The following is a 16,094-nucleotide window of genomic DNA, read 5'->3' as shown; positions in this document are numbered from 1 at the left end:
CCAGTAGATCATTCCCGCTGGCCGCTGCCATGATCCCGATCAAGGTGGCACAACGGGCAGGCAACCGGGCGCGCTATCGGTCCTGCGCCACCGAGCGGCGGAACAGCAGCAGGCTGGTGGCCAGCAGCGCAGCACCCAGCAGCGCCATCCACAGGAACTCCGGCCAGACGGTTTCAACCCCTGCGCCCTTGAACACGATGGCCTGGCTCGCGGCCATGTAATGGCGCGAGGGCAGCAGGGTGGTGATGGCCTGCAACCAGTCCGGCTGGCTTTCCACCGGGGTTTCGCCGCCCGACAGCATCAGCATCGGCAGGATCGTGAGCATCACCAAGAGCGCAAACTGCGCCATCGAACGCGCGACCGTGGCCAGAAACACCCCCAGCGCGGTGGCGGTGAACAAAAACAGCGCCGTGCCGCAGAGGAAGAGAATCTTTGACCCGGCAATGGTGATGCCCAGCACCCCCTGCATCACAAAACCCAGCGACAGCGCCCCCGCAACCAGCACCACGGCGGCGTTGGCCCAGATCTTCGCCACCGCGATGTCAAAGGGCGACAGCGGCATCGCCAGCAGATGCTCAATGGTGCCGTGCTCGCGCTCGCGGATCATTGCCGCGCCGGTCAGGATCGTGGTCAGCCACATGATCTGGCCGATCAGTGCGTTGATGCCGGCAAAGCGCATGGTGTCGCGGTTTGGGTTGAAGGCGCTGCGGATGACGATGCCAAGGGGCTGCGGCTGGGCCAGATCGGCGCCGATGGCAAAGCGGCGGATCTCGGCGCTGAGAATACTGGTGATGTAATGGACGCCAATGCCCGCCTGTTCCATCGCGGTGGCGTCGATCAGCACCTGGATTTCCGGCACCCGGGCGGCGCGCAGGTCCTTTTCAAAGCCGGGCGGCACCGCCACCACAAACAGAAAATCGCCCGCATCCATCCGGGCGGCGCCGGTGCCGGGTTCGATCTGCACCACCGGCTGGAATTCGGGCGGAAAGAACGCCTCCGCCAGGGTGCGCGACAGGGGCGAGTTGTCCTCATCCGCAAAGGCGATCGAGGCGTTGTTGACCGAGGTTGCCACGCCCGTTGCCTCCATCACCGGCGACAGGGTGAAGGACCAGACCAGAAGCGCCATCATCACCCAGTCGCGGCGCAGGCTCATCATCTCCTTGAGGCCGAGCCAAACTATGCGGGACAGGCGCTGCATCTACTTCTCCTGCGCCCTGAGCGACAGCGCGGCCAGCAGGGTGAACACCGGACCGAAGCAGGCCAGCGCCAGGATGTCCGGCAGCAGCGCCTCCCAGCCCAGCCCCTTAGTGAAGGCGCCCACGTTCAGATGCAGAAAATAAGACGACGGCCATAGTGAGCCGATGGTCTGGGCGCCGCCCTCCAGCGTCGAGACCGGCTGCAACAGGCCGGAGAACTGGATCGTCGGCACCACCGAGGCGATGGTGGTTGCAAAAGTGGCTGCCACCTGGCTGGAGGTCATGGTGGCGATCAGCAGCCCGTAGGAAGTCGCAGCCCAGACATAGAGCAGCGCGCCAAGGGCCAAGGGCAGCGGATCGCCCTTGAGCGGCACCCCGAAGACCGCGATGGTCATTGCCGTCAGCAGCAGGAAGTTCAGATAGGCAATCACGATATAGGGGATCTGCTTGCCGATCAGGAACTCAAACCGGGTGGTCGGGGTGACGTAGAAATTGGTGATCGAGCCCAGTTCCTTTTCCCGCGCGACGCTGACCGCCATCAGCACGGCGGGCAGCATGATCAGCAGGATCGCGGGCATGGCCGGGGCCATTGCGGCGATGCTCTCAAAGCTCTGGTTGTAGCGGAATCGCGGCTCTATCCGGGCGAGTTCGGGCTGGCGGGTGCCGCTGGCGGCGGCCTGTGCACTGAGGAAGGACTGATGCAGCCCGGCGGCGTAGCCCTCCACCGTCTCTCCCTTGAAGGGGATGGCGCCATCGACGATGGCGAGCACCTCTGTCGGCTCATTTGTGCGCAGCTTGCGGCCAAAGTCAGGCGGCAGTTCGATCACCAGCGAGACCTCGCCCGAGACCAGCCGGCTGCGGCCCTCGGCAGCGCTGGACAGCGGCGGGGTGGGGCGGAAGTAGCGGGAGCCGGAAATCTCCGCCAGATAGGCGCGGCTTTCGGGGCTTTGCGACAAATCGAGCGCGGCATAGTCCAGCTCATCTATGTCGAGCGAAATGCCGAAGCAGAACACCAGCATCAGGATCAGCGAGCCGAGGAAGGCAAAGGCGAGGCGCACCGGGTCGCGCAGCACCTCAACCGTTTCGCGCCGGGCATAGGCCAGCGCGCGGGTGGGGCCGCCTGCGGCGCTGCCCGCTGTCTGAACCGCTGTTTGCGGAGCGGAGACCGGGGGCGGCGGATCAGCGGCCTTCAGAATGGCGATGAATGCCTCCTCGAGGGTGGCCGCAGCCTTCGCCGCCATCAGCGCCTTGGGTGTGCCCTCGGCCAGAACCTTGCCCGCGTGCATGAAGGACACCCGGTCGCAGCGTTCCGCCTCGCCCATGAAATGGGTGGAGACGAAGATCGTCACGCCCTCGTTGCGCGACAGCTCGACCAGCAATGCCCAGAACATGTCGCGCGCCTCAGGATCGACGCCGGAGGTCGGCTCGTCCAGAATCAGTACGCGTGGGCGGTGGATCACCGCAACCGCCAGCGACAGGCGCTGCTTGATGCCCAGCGGCAGGGCGGTAGCAAGGGAGGAACGATGCGCCGCAAGGCCGAAGCGCTGCGTCAACTCCGCGACCCGGGCCGCGCGGTCGGGAATTGCAAAGATGCGGGCGTGAAGTTGCAGGTTCTGCTCGACGGTCAGTTCGCCGTAGAGCGAAAACGCCTGGCTCATATAGCCGATCTCGCGGCGCATGGCGCGGTTCCTGGCATCCACCGGCCTGCCGAACAGCTGCGCCGCACCGGAGCTAATGGGCAGGAGGCCGGTCAGCATCTTCATGGTGGTCGACTTGCCGCAACCGTTGGAGCCGAGAAAGCCGAAGATCTCACCGCGCCTTATGCTGAAATCGACGCTGTCCACCGCCACGAAATCGCCAAAGCGGCGGGTGAGACCGCGCGCGGTAATCACCGGCTCGCCGCTATGTGCTGCTGGTGTTGGGTGTGGAACCGGCGGCGGGCTGCCCTTTGCCCGCAGCTGGCGGTAGGCGGTTTCCAGATCACCGGTCCGGCCCTTCAGCTTATCCGGCGAGCCCTGGAACAGCACGCGGCCTGCATCCATGGCGACAATCCAGTCAAAGCTCTGCGCCTCCTCCATATAGGCGGTGGACACCAGCACGGTGAGGCCGGGGCTGGTGTCCCGGATGGCACCGATCAGCGCCCAGAACTGGCGGCGCGACAAGGGATCAACGCCGGTGGTCGGTTCATCGAGCACCAAGAGTTTCGGGTCATGGATCAGGGCGCAGCAGAGGCCCAGCTTCTGTTTCATACCGCCCGATAGCCGGCCCATCAGCCGGTCGGCAAAGGGTGCGAGCCCGGTCGCAGACAGCAGCGATGCAATCCGCGCCTCCCGCTCTGCCGCCCGCTGCCCGAACAGGCGTGAGAAAAATTCGAGGTTTTCGCGCACGGAGAGTTCGGGGTACAGATTGCGACCCAGCCCCTCCGGCATGAAGGCAATGGCCGAGCAGATGCGGCGCCGGTGGGCGGCGTCAGCGATCGGGCCGCCCAGCACGTCTATCGACCCGGCCTGCAATTTCTTGGCACCGGTGATCAGGCCCAGAAGGGTGGATTTGCCGACGCCATCGGGCCCGATGAAGCCCACCAGCTGACCGGGCGGCAGATCCAAGGTGATGTCATCCAGCGCGATATGCCTGCGGTAGCGATGAGAGACCTTGGCGATGCGGATGCCGGGGGTGCCTGCGGCGGAGATCATTCGAACAGCTCAGCCGGGATGCGCCGGTCCAGCGCTTCGGGCCATTCCATCGCGGGGTCGAGCCGGATCACGGCGATGCCGCGCAGGCCGGTTTTTACATGTTCGATCCGCGCTGCCACCAGATCCTGCGGGATGCGGACGCGGACGCGGAACACCAGCTGCTCCCGCTCGCTGAGGGTCTCTACCTGTTTTGGGGTGAACTGCGCCTCTGGCGAGACAAAGGTGACGGTGGCGGGAATGGCGTAATCGGGCAGGGCGTCCAGCACGATGCGGGCCTCGGCTCCGATCGGCAAAAGCCCGGCCTCGCGGGCGGGCAGGAACACCTCCATATAGATGTTTTCCAGACTGAGAAGCGTCAGGATCGGCCCGCCGGCGCCAACCACCTCGCCCGGTTCCGCCAGCCGGTAAAGCACGCGGCCCGGCATCGGCGCGATCAGCGTGCTGTCCTCGATCTGGGCGGCGATCCGGCGGACCTCGGCCTCTGCCGCCGCGATCCCGGCCTCGGCGGTGGCGACCCGCGCCTCTGCCGCGCCCAGCACCGCCTCGGCCACCGAATGGATGGTGTCGCGCTCCTCATGGAGGGTTTCGGAGATATTGCGCCCGGCCAAGAGCGCGGTGGCGCGCTCCAGCTCATGCTCGGCGCGGCGGTGCTCGCTCTGGCGTTGCACCACCAGCGCCTCCGCCTCGGCCCTGGTCTGGCGCGCCAGCGCGACTTCGGCGCGGGCCCGGTCATGCGTCGCCGCCAGCTCATCGGTGTCCATCACCACCAGCACATCGCCCGCCGCAACCAGACTGCCCTCAGCCGTCAGCACCTTGGCCACCCGACCCGCCCTTGCCGGGGCAATCTCCACCTGTTCGGCCTCGATCCGGCCATTGCCCTGCACGAAACCCTCCGGCAGCTCTGCGCCGTTTTCCGAAACAAACAGATACGCCGCAGCCGCCAGCAGCAGCGCGGCGGCGGCAGTCAGAAAAACACCCGTTGTTCTGGTCATGGCACAGCACCCCGATCCCGTTGCGTCCTTTGCGGAGCCTAGATGATCTGGGCATCGGCCACCTTGCGCTGGGTCAATCCGGCGGCGCGGGAATGCTGCTATGATCGGACGGCGGCCACCGGACAGACCCGGGACATGCGCCGCGGCAGGTTTGACACAAAGGAGAACAGCCATGCTGATGCGGCTCGCAGCGATACTGGCGATTGCGGCAGGACCGGTCTGGGCACAGGAGGCCGACAGCGATGAGGGCCGGGACCTGTTTCTGTATTTCTGTGCGGAGTGCCACGGAAAGGATGCTGCCAGCCTTGGCCCCATGGCCGAGATGATGGCGCTGCGCCCGCCGGATCTGACCCAGCTGGCCACGCGAAACGGTGGCGATTTTCCGGTTGAAGCCGTGGCCAGGCAGATCGACGGACGGCAACCGATTGCCGCCCATGGCGATATGCCGATGTTCGGCCCGACGCTGGACGAGGACAAATATGTCGCCCTTGCGCTGCCCAGCGCCCAGCCGATGATGGTGTCCCGGTCGCTCAGCAGTCTGATTGCCTATCTGCAAACGGTGCAGGACAAGCGCTGAGCAGCCGACTGACGGGCAGTGTCCAATTTCAACATAACACAGATTATATGCTTTGATGCTGCGGCTCAGGAGGCGCAACGCCCCGCCTCGGCAAGTTCGCTGCCGGGGGGCATTGCATTGGTGGCGCGCTGATTGGGATTACCGGGTGACCCAGGAGCCGCCGTCGGCGGAGGACGCCTGAGCTGCGGAGATGAACCACATCCCATCCAGCCCTGCCTGAAGACCCGGCAGCATCGGATTGTCGGTGCGGCTTTCGATCACCTCGGCTATATCGGTGTAAAGCGTTGCAAACCCTTCCAGATACCCCTCTGGATGACCGGGCGGAACGCGGGTCCAGTCGGGTCCGATGCCGGCCCCGCCACGGGTCAGGATCTGCTTTGGTTCTCCAAACCGGGTGAAACTCATCTGATTGGGGTCCTCATGCCCCCATTCAAGACCACCCTTATCGCCGAAGATCCGCAGGCGCAGGCTGTTTTCGCAGCCAACGGCGATCTGGCTGGCCCAGATCATGCCACGCGCGCCGCCGTCGTAGCGCAGCAGGATATGGGCGTTGTCATCGACCCGGCGTCCAGGCCCGAAGCTGTGCAGCTCTGCCGAGAGCGCCTCCGGGGTCAGACCGCTGACAAAACAGGCAATGTTAAAGGCATGGGTGCCGATATCGCCAATGGCGCCTGCGCCGGACTGTGAGGGATCGGTGCGCCAGGCGGCCTGTTTGTGGCCGTCCTGTTCAATCGGATCGGTCAGCCAGTCCTGGGCATACTCCGCCTGCACCAGCCGGATCCGACCAAGATCGCCGCGCGCGATCATGGCGCGGGCCTGTCGCAGCAGCGGATAGCCGGTATAATTATGGGTCAGAAAAAACCGGGCGCTGCTGGCCTCCGCCGCCTGTCTGATCGCCTCGGCCTCGGCTGCGCTGGCGGCCAGCGGTTTGTCGCAGATCACATGAATGCCCGCGTTGAGAAAGGCGATGCTGGGGCCTGCGTGCAGATGGTTGGGTGTCACAATGGCAACCGCATCAATGCCATCGTCGCGCCGGGCCTCGGCGCGGGCCATCTCGTCATAGTTGGCGTAGCTGCGATCCGCGACGATCCCCAGCTCTGCGGCGCTGGCCATTGCGCGTTCCGGGTCTGATGATAGCGCGCCGGCAACCAGCTCAAACCGGTCGTCCATCCGGGCAGCAATCCGGTGCACCGCACCGATAAAGGCACCCTGCCCGCCCCCGACCATCCCCAGTCTGAGGCGCGTCCTGCGATCCGTCGTCATAGTCCCAGCATCTCCCGAATTGTCTTCCCGTCGCGTTCGCCGTCGGCGCAAGCTCAAAGGCCGTGTCGGTGCCCTCGATCAGATGGCGCGTGATAACGGGTGCGCCTTTTGGCAACCCGTTCCTGTCGGCAATTTCAGCCAGCACTTCGATACGAGCGCTGCCCAGCTGTCATAGCCCTATTGCCACCGTTTGGGAAATACTCCCGTAAAATCAACCGGCCTCTAGCACGGCCCTGTGGCACGGAGCGCGAAAGCGGCAGGCGCCGCTGACGGCCGAAGCGGCGCCGCCTGATGCGGTGGTCCGCCGGTCTGGCGGCAGCAGGGCGGTCCGGTTGCTCAGAACAGGAGGTCGGCGGTCTCCAGTTCGGCCCGCGTGACATCTATCAGGGTCAGGGTGCTGCCATCGGCAAAGGTAAAGACGAAATCATCCCCCGATTGCGCCCCGAAAGACAGCGCCTGGTCCCGGCTGGTGAAACCAAATTCGCGCAGGGTCAACTGGTCCTCCTGCGCGTCGAAATCGGCGATACGATCATTGCCGCGACCGCTGACAAAGATAAAGACGTCACTGCCCGCACCGCCGCGCAGCAGATCGTCGCCCATACCGCCGTTCAGCGTGTCCCGACCCTCGCCGCCAGCAAGGCTGTCATTGCCGCTGCCGCCAAAGGCGCGGTCGTCCTGGGAGCCCATTGCGATCTGGTCGTTGCCGCCCCCGCCGTTCACGCGGTCGGCGCCGCCGCCAGCAAAGACGATATCATCGCCACGTCCCGCTCCGATCGTGTCGTTCCCGAGGCCGCCATAAACAGTATCGTCTCCAACGCCCCCCCGCAGCGTATCCTCACCCGTGCCACCGTGCATGAAGTCATTGCCGCTGCCGCCGTTCAAACGGTCATTGCCGTCGCCGGCGACCCCCCGGTCGTTTCCGGACCCTAGGAAGAGCTGGTCGTCCCCGTCGCCTCCGCGCAGCGTGTCCACACCGCTGCCGCCGCTCAGAAGGTCCTCGCCCCGGTTGCCGGTGATGCGATCATTGCCGCCGCCGCCGTTGATGGTGTCATTGAAGTTGGTGCCGCCGATGGAGTCATCGTCGTCGCCAGCCGACATATCCAGCGGCCTGCCGCCTGTTGATCCGCCTCCCGGCGCTGGCGCCGGGTTAACGTTGATCGTGACTACGGCCATATCTGACAAGGCATTGTCGGTACCGCCAGCAATCTGCACGCCGATCTGACGGTTGCCGTCGGTTGGCGCGCCGGCTGCGGCGTTGTCATATTGAAGGGCCCGCAGCAGGGTCTGGATCGTCGCGGGTGTTGCACCCGAGGTGAGGGTAATGACCAGATCTTCACCCGCGCCGCCGGTGCCGGTTGCCACGATGGTTCCGACGGGCACACCGCCGACGGAGACCACCGAGCCGTTGGCCTGACCGGCAGAGAGCGACACGGTGCCGCTGACATCGATGAGGAGCCGATCCTCGGCCTGCATCCCGCTCTCGAAGGAGACGGTCAGCGTGCCGGTATTAAAATCAGCGCTATCCGCGTCGCTGACAGTCAGGTCCCCCGCCACATCAAGAGCTGTGGCGCTGTCACCCTCGGTAAAGGTGAGACTGTCGCCGTCGAGATTGCCGATCACCGGAGGGGTGCCGGTCGCATTCAGGAGGAAGCTGACGCTGCTATCCTGATCGCCACCGTTGGCAGTGCCATCGGCATCATTCAGCGTCAGGGTGAAATCCCGCGCGCCGACCGTGGACGGGGCCTCATAGGTGATAGACCGGATCAGGGTCTGGATCGCCGCGTTGGTCGCATCGGCGGTGCTGAAGTTGATGGTCAGATCCGAGCCGCCCTGCCCGTCATTGGTGATATCCACCGTGCCAATGGTCACGCCATTGACCAGAACAGTCTCTCCTGCGGAAAGGCTGGCATCGCCTCCGGCAGTGACAATCGTGTCGTCAACGCCCCAATTGCCATTTGTGGTGCCTGAATTCTGTGAAATTGTCAGCTGACCGCCGTTGTAATCGCTGGAATCGAGGTTGGACACCGTCACCGCGGACAAACCGCCAAGGCTCTGGGCGCCGGTTCCAACAACAACCTGGCTCGTCGCATGGTAGTGGGCATTGCCGATCACCGGGGCATCGTTCACCGGCAGCACGTTTACCGACGACGACAACGTCAGCAGGGCGCTGTTGGCGTTGCTGCCGGTTGCACTGCCGCTGTCGGTCAGGCCGGTGATGGTGACAACACGGCTGCCCCCGGTCGGGGTTTCGGATGTGTTGCGATAGGTGATGGTGTCAACCAGCGTCTCGGCCGCGGCGGTGCTCAGCGTGCCGCCGGTCAGGGTGACGGTTGCGGTATTGCCCAAGACGGATACCGTCGCAGTCAGGCCGTTGCTCGCGGTGGTCAGCGTGTTGGCATCCGTCAGCGCCAAGACACTGCCGTCGATTGTCAGCACCTCCGCCGCGCCGTCGGCGATATTGGTGACCGTCAGGCTGAGAGTGGTCAGCGTCTGCCCCGCCTCGACGGTGTCGGCGCTGACGCTGGTGAACAGATCCGCTGCCGGGTCGCCTTCCACAAAATTCGGATTGCTGCCGGTTGCGACCAGCGTCGGCGCATCATCCGTGGCCGCGACGGTCACGGTCAGCGTCGCAGTGTCGGAGCTGATGCTGGTGCCGTCGGTGATGGTGAGACCCAGCGTCCGGTCATGGGTCGCCGGGTCATCGCTGCTGTTGTCGTAGGAGAGCGCGCCGACCAGCGTCTGCACCCGGGAGGGGGTCGCATTGGCGTTGAAATTGATGCTTAGGGTTTCATTGGCGCCGCCGGTCGCACCGTTGGCCAAGGTGCCGATCACCACGCCGCCCACGCTGACGGAGGAGGCCGCTGTCTGCCCGGCAGACAGTGTGACGGAACCGCTGGTGTCGATCAGCAGGCGATCATTGGCGGTCTGTCCGCTTTGGAAGGCAAGGCTCAGCGTGCCGCTGCCCAGATTATTATCGGCATCGCTGATCGTGACATTGCCGCCGGTATCCAGCGCCACCGCGCCGAGGTTCTCGACAAAGGCGACGGTATCGCCGGCCAGATTGGCAACCACGGGTTTGTTGCCAAGGATCATCGAAAAATCGACCGAGGTGGACTGCGCGCCGCCATTGGCCGTACCGTCGTTGTCATCCAGGCTGAGGGTGAAGGTCTGCGCACCGGTCCCGGCCGAGGCGCCCCAGGCGAGATTGCGGATCAATGTCTGGATTCGGGCATCGTCCGCATTGGCGGTGAGGTTGATTGCAAGCGTGTTGCCGCCCTGCCCGTCCTCGGTTGCATCGACGGTGCCAATGGTCACGCCACCAATCTGAATGGTTTCATTGGCCGCAATGCCCCCGTCACCGCCCGATGTCACCGTAGTGCCGTCGACGGAGAAGCTGCCGCTTGCGGTGTTGTTGCTGTCCTTGTCGACAATCCGCAGGACGCCGCCGCTGTAATCGGGCGAATCTGCATTGGCGAGAGTGGCGTCGGCGCCAGCATCGATCAGCGCAGATGCGCCAGGTGTCAGCACGCCCTGATCCCCCGTCAGATTTGCCAGCACGGGAGCGTCGTTGACGGCGGTCACCGTGACCGTGCTTGTCACGGCCAGGGTGGCGGTGTCATCGCCGCTGTTTGCCGTGCCGCCGCTATCGACAAGTTCGGTCACGGTGACCACGCGATTGGCGGTTGTTGTGGGATTATCTGATGTATTCCGGTAGGTTATACCATCTACGAGTGTTTGAAGCGCCGCAGGGCTGAGGGTGCCCCCGGTGGCGGTGATGGTGGCGGTGCTGCCGGTTACGGAGACGCTCACCGACAGGGAGTTGGCGGCACTGACAAGAGCGGTGCCATTTGTCAGGGCCACGTCGGTGCCGTCAAACACCAGTATTTCATCCGCGCCGTCGGCGATATTGGTGATGGTCAGGGTCAGGCCCGTGATCGTCTGTCCGGTTTCAACCGTGCTGGAGGTAACGCTGTTGAACAGGTCAACCGCCGCGCCGCCCTCAACATGGGTTGGGTTGCCGCCGGTAGCAGTCAGCGTTGGTTCGTCGTTGACGCCGGTATTGCTCACCGTGACCGAGCCGGTAGCGGAGGCGATCCCGCCGCTGCCCTGGCTGCCCACATTGCCGTCCGAGAAGGTCCAGTCCAACTGGACCGAGGCATCCGGGTCATTGCTGGTGTTGCTGTAGGTCACCCGCTGCAACACGTCGTTCACCAGAGCGGTTGTCGCCGGGGTGGCGAGGGAGGTGAAACTGATCGTCAGCGTACCGCCCACCTCGGCAAATGTCGCAAAGCTCTGCCCGCCGCTTTGCAGCATATTGCCGCTGACCGTGAACAGAGCCCCGGTCAAATCAAAGCCGAAATCATCCTCGAGATCGGTGCCGCCGTAGCGGGCGATGGTCAGCGAGGCACTGCCGAAATCGCCATTGCCGCCATTCAGGCTGGCCAGTTCGGTGTCGGCAATGGTGGCGGTGCTGTCCAGAACAACGGCGCTGCCGCCTTCGACAAAGGTCGGCGTGGCATCCAGACCGGCAAAGACCGGGGCGTCGTTGACGCTGGTGACAGTAATACTGGCGGTATCGCTGATGGCGGAAAACGCGCTTGTACCGCCGGTCACGCTGGCGTCCGCGACGCCGCCGGCAGAGCCGGTGGAGCGATCCCAGGCGCGGATGGTGATGGTGGCGGTGCCGGAATAATCCGCATTTGGCACAAAGCGGATCAGATGGGTAGCCGCGCCCGCCAGCGACCCGTCCAGCAGGCGCGCAGCGCTTGTTAGATCGACCGATGTGCCGGTGGTGGCGGTGAAATTCGTCCAGCTGGTTCCGTTGTCGAGGGAATATTGCCAGATCCCGTTGGTGTTATCGACCGCAGTCACCGCAATCGCTTCGACCGGGCTGCCATCGACATCGGTCACGCTGCCATCGGACACGATGCTGGCAACGCTGTCACCTGTGTTATTGGCGTTGTTGCTGGCGTCGTCGTCGCCATCAGCGGAGGAGCCGTCGTCATCGCCTGCGTCCTCGGCAATGGTGCTGAGCACGGGCGACGCCGCGGCGTCGAGCACCGGCGCGTCATTCACCGCCGAAATGGTGATACTGACCGTATCGGCGCTGCCATTTGTGGTGCCGTCGTTGGGGGTGACGGTCAGAACCGCAGTTGTGGTGTCATTGCTGGCGGTGGTGTAGCGAAGTTTTGACGTGTCGTTCAGATAGGTATTGAGATCAGCGGCCGACCCCTGCAACGTCATCGACCCGGTGCCGGAATTTGCCACGGTCACACCGGCGGTTGTTCCGTTGCCATCGGTGGTGGCGATGGTGCCGCGATCCACGGCCAGGGTCAGGGTTATGGTATCGCCGTCGGCGTCAGATATATTGTAGGCCGACAGGTCAATCGCCGTCGCAACATCCTCTGTCGCAGTGTCATCTGGCGGTGTCCCGCCCAGCAGCGGGGCGTTATTGGCTGAAACCACGGCCGTGTCGACGGTCATGGTCAGGACCGCGAATTCCTGGAAACTGGGTTCATTGGTGTAATCGACCGCAATGCGTCGCACCGATCCCCAGGCTGCATCCGCGTCCCAGTCGCCGCTGCCGATGCTGTATGACACCAGTGCATTGGAACCGGCCGCAGCCCAGGTCAGCGTATCTGAGACGATTTCTGTCCCGCTGCTGTCAAAGCCACGGATGGTGAAAGTCTGTGAGGTGATGCTCTGCGCCCGGCCGAGCACCCGAAACCCCTCGAAACTGAAATCGCCATCACCGGCCAGCTGAAATCCGTTGCTGTCATCGTTGTAGAAGGCACCGTCCATTGCGCCGATGGTCCCGCCCTCGACAGCGCCCACCGCCAGGTTCTGCGCGCCGCGCATGTTCAGATTGGTGAAGGTGCTTGAGCCCTCGCTGCCGTCACCAAAATCAAGCGTCAGCGTCAGCCCGGGGAAATCCGCGATCCCGTCGCTGCCATCGACCCAGGCGTCCTTGTTGTTGCCGCCATTTGTATAGTTGCCGTAGTTCAATACAGTGGACAGAACTGCCGGATAGGCCGCCTGCGCCACTGCCGAAATCCCGATCGGGGTTGAGATCGCGCCGATCTGCATCTCCAGATCCCAGTCGCCGCCCAGCTCGGCAGCGCCGGTCAGTGTCCGCGATGCGGCAACATTCGCGCCGGTCGCCTCGGCCAGGGCAGTAACGAAGGCTTCGCCTTTGGCAGTTGCCGCCACCTCGCAGCCATAAAGCAGGATGTCACCACCGGGATGCAGCGCCCGGCGCAGGGCCTCCATCACCTCAGGATACCGGGCGAGCGTGGCCTCGGTCACGGTTTCGTCACCGATTAACAGCGCGCCGTCTTCGCCGTGGGACATGATATGCAGCGCCGACAGACCGCGCACTGCGCTGAGGGCCTCTGCGATCTGACGCAGGCCGGACCCGTTGCGGGTCAGATAGATGACGGTTGCGTCATCCGGCAGATCGATATGCAGGGTCTGACAGTGGTCGACGGCGGAATCAAAAACGAAATACTGGGTATCAATCATCTGAGCGCTCTGAGATTACAGCTTACAATCCAAAGGTATGATCAGTCGTCTTGCTCAACCTATAGGATATCGAGGTTAATCAATCGGTAATAGTCAAATTATGTGGCAGGCTTATTAAAGAGTTCTTGCATCCAATATGCCAATCGTGCGGGGCGATGATTTTTTTGCGATAGGGGACAGCGCTGGGTCCGACCCAAAGGATCACGAACCGGGGCGGCGCCGCAGTGCCGGGACGGGCCAGGCGCTGGTGGCTTCATGCCGGCTCTGCCGGGCAGCGGGCCGGAAGGTCAGCCGTTCAGCACCGAGGCGCTGCCTGCCAGCACCTCCTGAACCAGCGGATTTGGAAAACGGCGCCGCAGGGTGACCGCATAGAAGGTCTCGCGAATGCGGGGGTGCTCCTCGGCCTCCAGCAGCCGCCCCGAGGACAGCTCATCCTGCACCACGATCGGGGCCACCAGCGCCAGGCCGATATCCTCGCGGGCCAGCAGCCGCATCATCGCCATGTCGTCGACCTCGGCAGCCACCTGCGGCACCACCGACAGGCGACTGGCCATGGCATCAAAGGCGGTCCGCACCGTATTGTCGGTGGTCGGCAGCACAAAGGGATGGGTGGTCAGCAATTCGCGGATCGGCAGGCGTGGATCCAGCCGCGCCGGGGTGCCGACGATGCTCACCGCCTGATCCCCGATCTGATGGGTTTCATAGGGGGTCAGGCTGTCGTCGGGAGGTTCGCGGTTCATCAGAACCAGATCGAGGTTCAGCGTTGCCAGCCCCTCCAGCAACTCGGTTGGGCTGCCGGAGCGCAGGATCACCTCGACATCGCTGCGCGCCAGCATGGGCCGCAGGAACCCGATCTGAAAGTTCCGCGACAGTGTGGCCAGCGCACCCACCCGCAGCGCCTGACGGCTGCGCTCGCTGCCTTCCAGCGTGGCGATCAGCTCCTGCCCGGTGGCAAAGATCGCATCGGCATGATCCAGCGCGATACGCCCCGCCTCGGTCAGATGCAGCTGCCGTCCGCGCCGGTCGAACAGCGGATGGCCCAGCCGCTCCTCCAGCTGTTTGATCTGCACAGAAAGCGCCGATTGCGACAGATTCAGCCGCTGCGCGGTGCGGGTCAGATTGCCGTCATGGGCGACGGCCCAGAAATAGCGCAGATGATGATAGTTCAGGGGCATTCATTCGTTTTAATAGAACGATAAGGCCATAACAATGAATTTTTATTAATCAAAGATCCGCGCTACCTGTCTCGTTGACGCAGCGTCCCCTGCTGCATGTGAATACGGGAGCCTTTCATGTTCTATCTGTTTTTGCCGCTCTTGGCCCCGATGCTGCTGCTGGCCGTCGCCCTGCGGGCGCGCCGGACACCGGGTCTGCGGCCGGGTCATCTGCCGCGTCTGGCGGAATATGCCGCGCTGGCGGCCTTTGCCGTCTCGGCGCTGTCTGCGGTGCTGCTGGGCCTGAACGGTCCGGGCAGCTCGCCCTTGCTTGGCCTTTTTGGAGTTGGGCTGTCGGTGCGGCTGGATGTGGTCAGCGCCGTGATGCTGTGTCTGGTCAGTTTCATCGGCTGGATCGTGCTGCGCTACAGCGCCACCTATATGGACGGCGAGGGCCGTCAGGGCGCCTTTACCGGCTGGATGAGCGCCACGCTGGCTGCGGTTTTGCTGCTGGTGATGTCGGGCAATCTGGTGCAGCTGGTTCTGGCCTGGACCGCCACCAGCCTGTGCCTGCATCAGCTGCTGCTGTTTTATCGCGAGCGCACAACGGCGCAGCGGGCCGCGCGGAAAAAGGCGCTGGTGGCCCGGGCCAGCGAAATGTCACTCGGCCTCGCTGTCGCGCTGCTGATTGCCGCCTATGGAACCAGCGATATCGCCAGCATTCTTGCCGCTGCCAGCCCCGATCTGCTGACCCTTGCCGCCGCCGGGCTGATCGCGCTGGCGGCGGTGCTCGCCTCGGCGCAGTTTCCGGCCCATGGCTGGCTGACCGAGGTCATGGAAGCGCCGACGCCGGTCTCCGCCCTGCTTCATGCAGGCGTCATCAATGCGGGCGGCTTCCTGCTGATCCGTTTTGCCGATGTGATGCTGGCCGCGCCTGCGGTGATGGCGGTGCTGGTGATGCTGGGCGGGTTTACCGCGCTGTTCGGCGGGCTGGTGATGCTGACGCAGCCGGCCGTGAAGACCTCGCTGGCCTGGTCCACCATCGCGCAGATGGCCTTTATGATCATGCAATGTGGTCTGGCGCTGTTCCCGCTGGCGCTGCTGCATATCGTGGCGCATTCGCTCTACAAGGCGCACGCCTTTCTCAGCGCTGGCGAGGCGGTGGCCAATGTCGCCGCGATCCGGCGCCCCGGTCCCGTCGCGGTGCCAAGCGCGCGTAATGTGATGCAGGCCTTTGGCATCGGCATCGTGATCTATGCGCTGGTTGGAGCGGTCTTTGGCTTTGACGGCAAATCGGTGCAGGCAATTGCGCTGGGGGTGATCCTGATCTTTGGCGTGGCCTATATTCTGGCGCAGGGGCTGGCCGATGCCGCCCCCGGTGCGCTGACCCGGCGCACGGTGATCTATGCGGCGGCCACCTCTGTCAGCTATTTCCTGCTGCAACTGGCGGCGCTGAAGCTGACCGCCGGCACCCTGCCTGCCACCCCTGCTCCCGGCCCGCTGGAATGGGCGCTGATCCTGCTAGCGCTGGTCAGCTTTGGGGCAGTGGCCGTGGCGCAGGCGACCTTCCCGCTCTGGGCGATGCACCCGGCGGCAGCGGGGCTGCGGGTCCATCTGTCCAACGGGCTTTATGCAAATGCGATTTTTGACCGGCTGCTGGGCGGCTGGTCAAAGCGGACCACATCCTGAAACCGGGA

At 64.3% G+C, this 16,094-nt stretch carries 8 protein-coding genes; 2 read left to right on the top strand and 6 right to left on the bottom strand.

Annotated elements, in window-relative coordinates:
* Nucleotides 1-73: 73 nt before the first annotated feature.
* Genes VXL81_RS01435 through VXL81_RS01425 form a run of 3 tightly spaced genes read right to left on the bottom strand, consistent with a single transcriptional unit; the run spans nt 74 to nt 4,881 of the window.
* Nucleotides 74-1,153, bottom strand: a complete 1,080-nt coding sequence (locus VXL81_RS01435) for an ABC transporter permease (RefSeq protein ID WP_416552699.1) — start codon at nt 1,151-1,153, stop codon at nt 74-76.
* Nucleotides 1,154-1,198: 45 nt separating this feature from the next.
* Nucleotides 1,199-3,889, bottom strand: a complete 2,691-nt coding sequence (gene rbbA / locus VXL81_RS01430; RefSeq protein WP_416552651.1) for a ribosome-associated ATPase/putative transporter RbbA — start codon at nt 3,887-3,889, stop codon at nt 1,199-1,201.
* Nucleotides 3,886-4,881: an HlyD family secretion protein gene (locus tag VXL81_RS01425; protein ID WP_416541864.1), complete on the bottom strand. Its 996-nt coding sequence runs from the start codon at nt 4,879-4,881 to the stop codon at nt 3,886-3,888. The genes rbbA and VXL81_RS01425 overlap by 4 nt, the downstream gene beginning before the upstream one ends.
* Before the next feature lie 172 nt (nt 4,882-5,053).
* Between VXL81_RS01425 and VXL81_RS01420 the strand changes: the two genes are divergently transcribed.
* Nucleotides 5,054-5,458 (top strand): c-type cytochrome, encoded by a 405-nt coding sequence (locus tag VXL81_RS01420; protein WP_416552649.1) that lies wholly within the window; start codon nt 5,054-5,056, stop codon nt 5,456-5,458.
* 138 nt (nt 5,459-5,596) lie between these two features.
* Here the strand turns inward: VXL81_RS01420 and VXL81_RS01415 are convergent, their stop codons facing one another.
* From VXL81_RS01415 to VXL81_RS01405, 3 genes are all read right to left on the bottom strand, one after another.
* Nucleotides 5,597-6,721, bottom strand: a complete 1,125-nt coding sequence (locus VXL81_RS01415) for a Gfo/Idh/MocA family protein (protein ID WP_416552647.1) — start codon at nt 6,719-6,721, stop codon at nt 5,597-5,599.
* 336 nt (nt 6,722-7,057) lie between these two features.
* Nucleotides 7,058-13,243, bottom strand: coding sequence for a DUF4347 domain-containing protein (locus tag VXL81_RS01410; RefSeq protein WP_416552645.1), 6,186 nt, complete (start codon nt 13,241-13,243; stop codon nt 7,058-7,060).
* Between the two features lie 287 nt (nt 13,244-13,530).
* Nucleotides 13,531-14,418 carry a LysR family transcriptional regulator gene (locus VXL81_RS01405; RefSeq protein WP_340547805.1) on the bottom strand — a complete coding sequence of 296 codons (888 nt, stop codon included), beginning with the start codon at nt 14,416-14,418 and terminating at the stop codon, nt 13,531-13,533.
* Nucleotides 14,419-14,535: 117 nt separating this feature from the next.
* Here VXL81_RS01405 and VXL81_RS01400 point away from each other — a divergent pair, with 117 nt between their 5' ends.
* A complete protein-coding gene (locus VXL81_RS01400; RefSeq protein ID WP_416552643.1) occupies nt 14,536-16,086 on the top strand; it encodes a proton-conducting transporter membrane subunit in 1,551 nt (516 codons plus the stop codon).
* The last annotated feature ends 8 nt before the right edge of the window (nt 16,087-16,094 follow it).

It is taken from the genome of Phaeobacter sp. JH204B, from assembly GCF_048055755.1.
GTDB classification, from domain to species: domain Bacteria; phylum Pseudomonadota; class Alphaproteobacteria; order Rhodobacterales; family Rhodobacteraceae; genus Phaeobacter; species Phaeobacter bryozoorum.
Note: the sequence above shows the minus strand (reverse complement) of the source record. Positions and strands in the feature narration are given on the sequence as shown.

Excerpts from the sequence above, each read along its gene's own strand:
- VXL81_RS01435 (WP_416552699.1), bottom strand. The coding sequence starts at position 1,153 with ATGAGCCTGCGCCGCGACTGGGTGATGATGGCGCTTCTGGTCTGGTCC.
- rbbA (WP_416552651.1), bottom strand. The coding sequence starts at position 3,889 with ATGATCTCCGCCGCAGGCACCCCCGGCATCCGCATCGCCAAGGTCTCT.
- VXL81_RS01425 (WP_416541864.1), bottom strand. The coding sequence starts at position 4,881 with ATGACCAGAACAACGGGTGTTTTTCTGACTGCCGCCGCCGCGCTGCTG.
- VXL81_RS01420 (WP_416552649.1), top strand. The coding sequence starts at position 5,054 with ATGCTGATGCGGCTCGCAGCGATACTGGCGATTGCGGCAGGACCGGTC.
- VXL81_RS01415 (WP_416552647.1), bottom strand. The coding sequence starts at position 6,721 with ATGACGACGGATCGCAGGACGCGCCTCAGACTGGGGATGGTCGGGGGC.
- VXL81_RS01410 (WP_416552645.1), bottom strand. The coding sequence starts at position 13,243 with ATGATTGATACCCAGTATTTCGTTTTTGATTCCGCCGTCGACCACTGT.
- VXL81_RS01405 (WP_340547805.1), bottom strand. The coding sequence starts at position 14,418 with ATGCCCCTGAACTATCATCATCTGCGCTATTTCTGGGCCGTCGCCCAT.
- VXL81_RS01400 (WP_416552643.1), top strand. The coding sequence starts at position 14,536 with ATGTTCTATCTGTTTTTGCCGCTCTTGGCCCCGATGCTGCTGCTGGCC.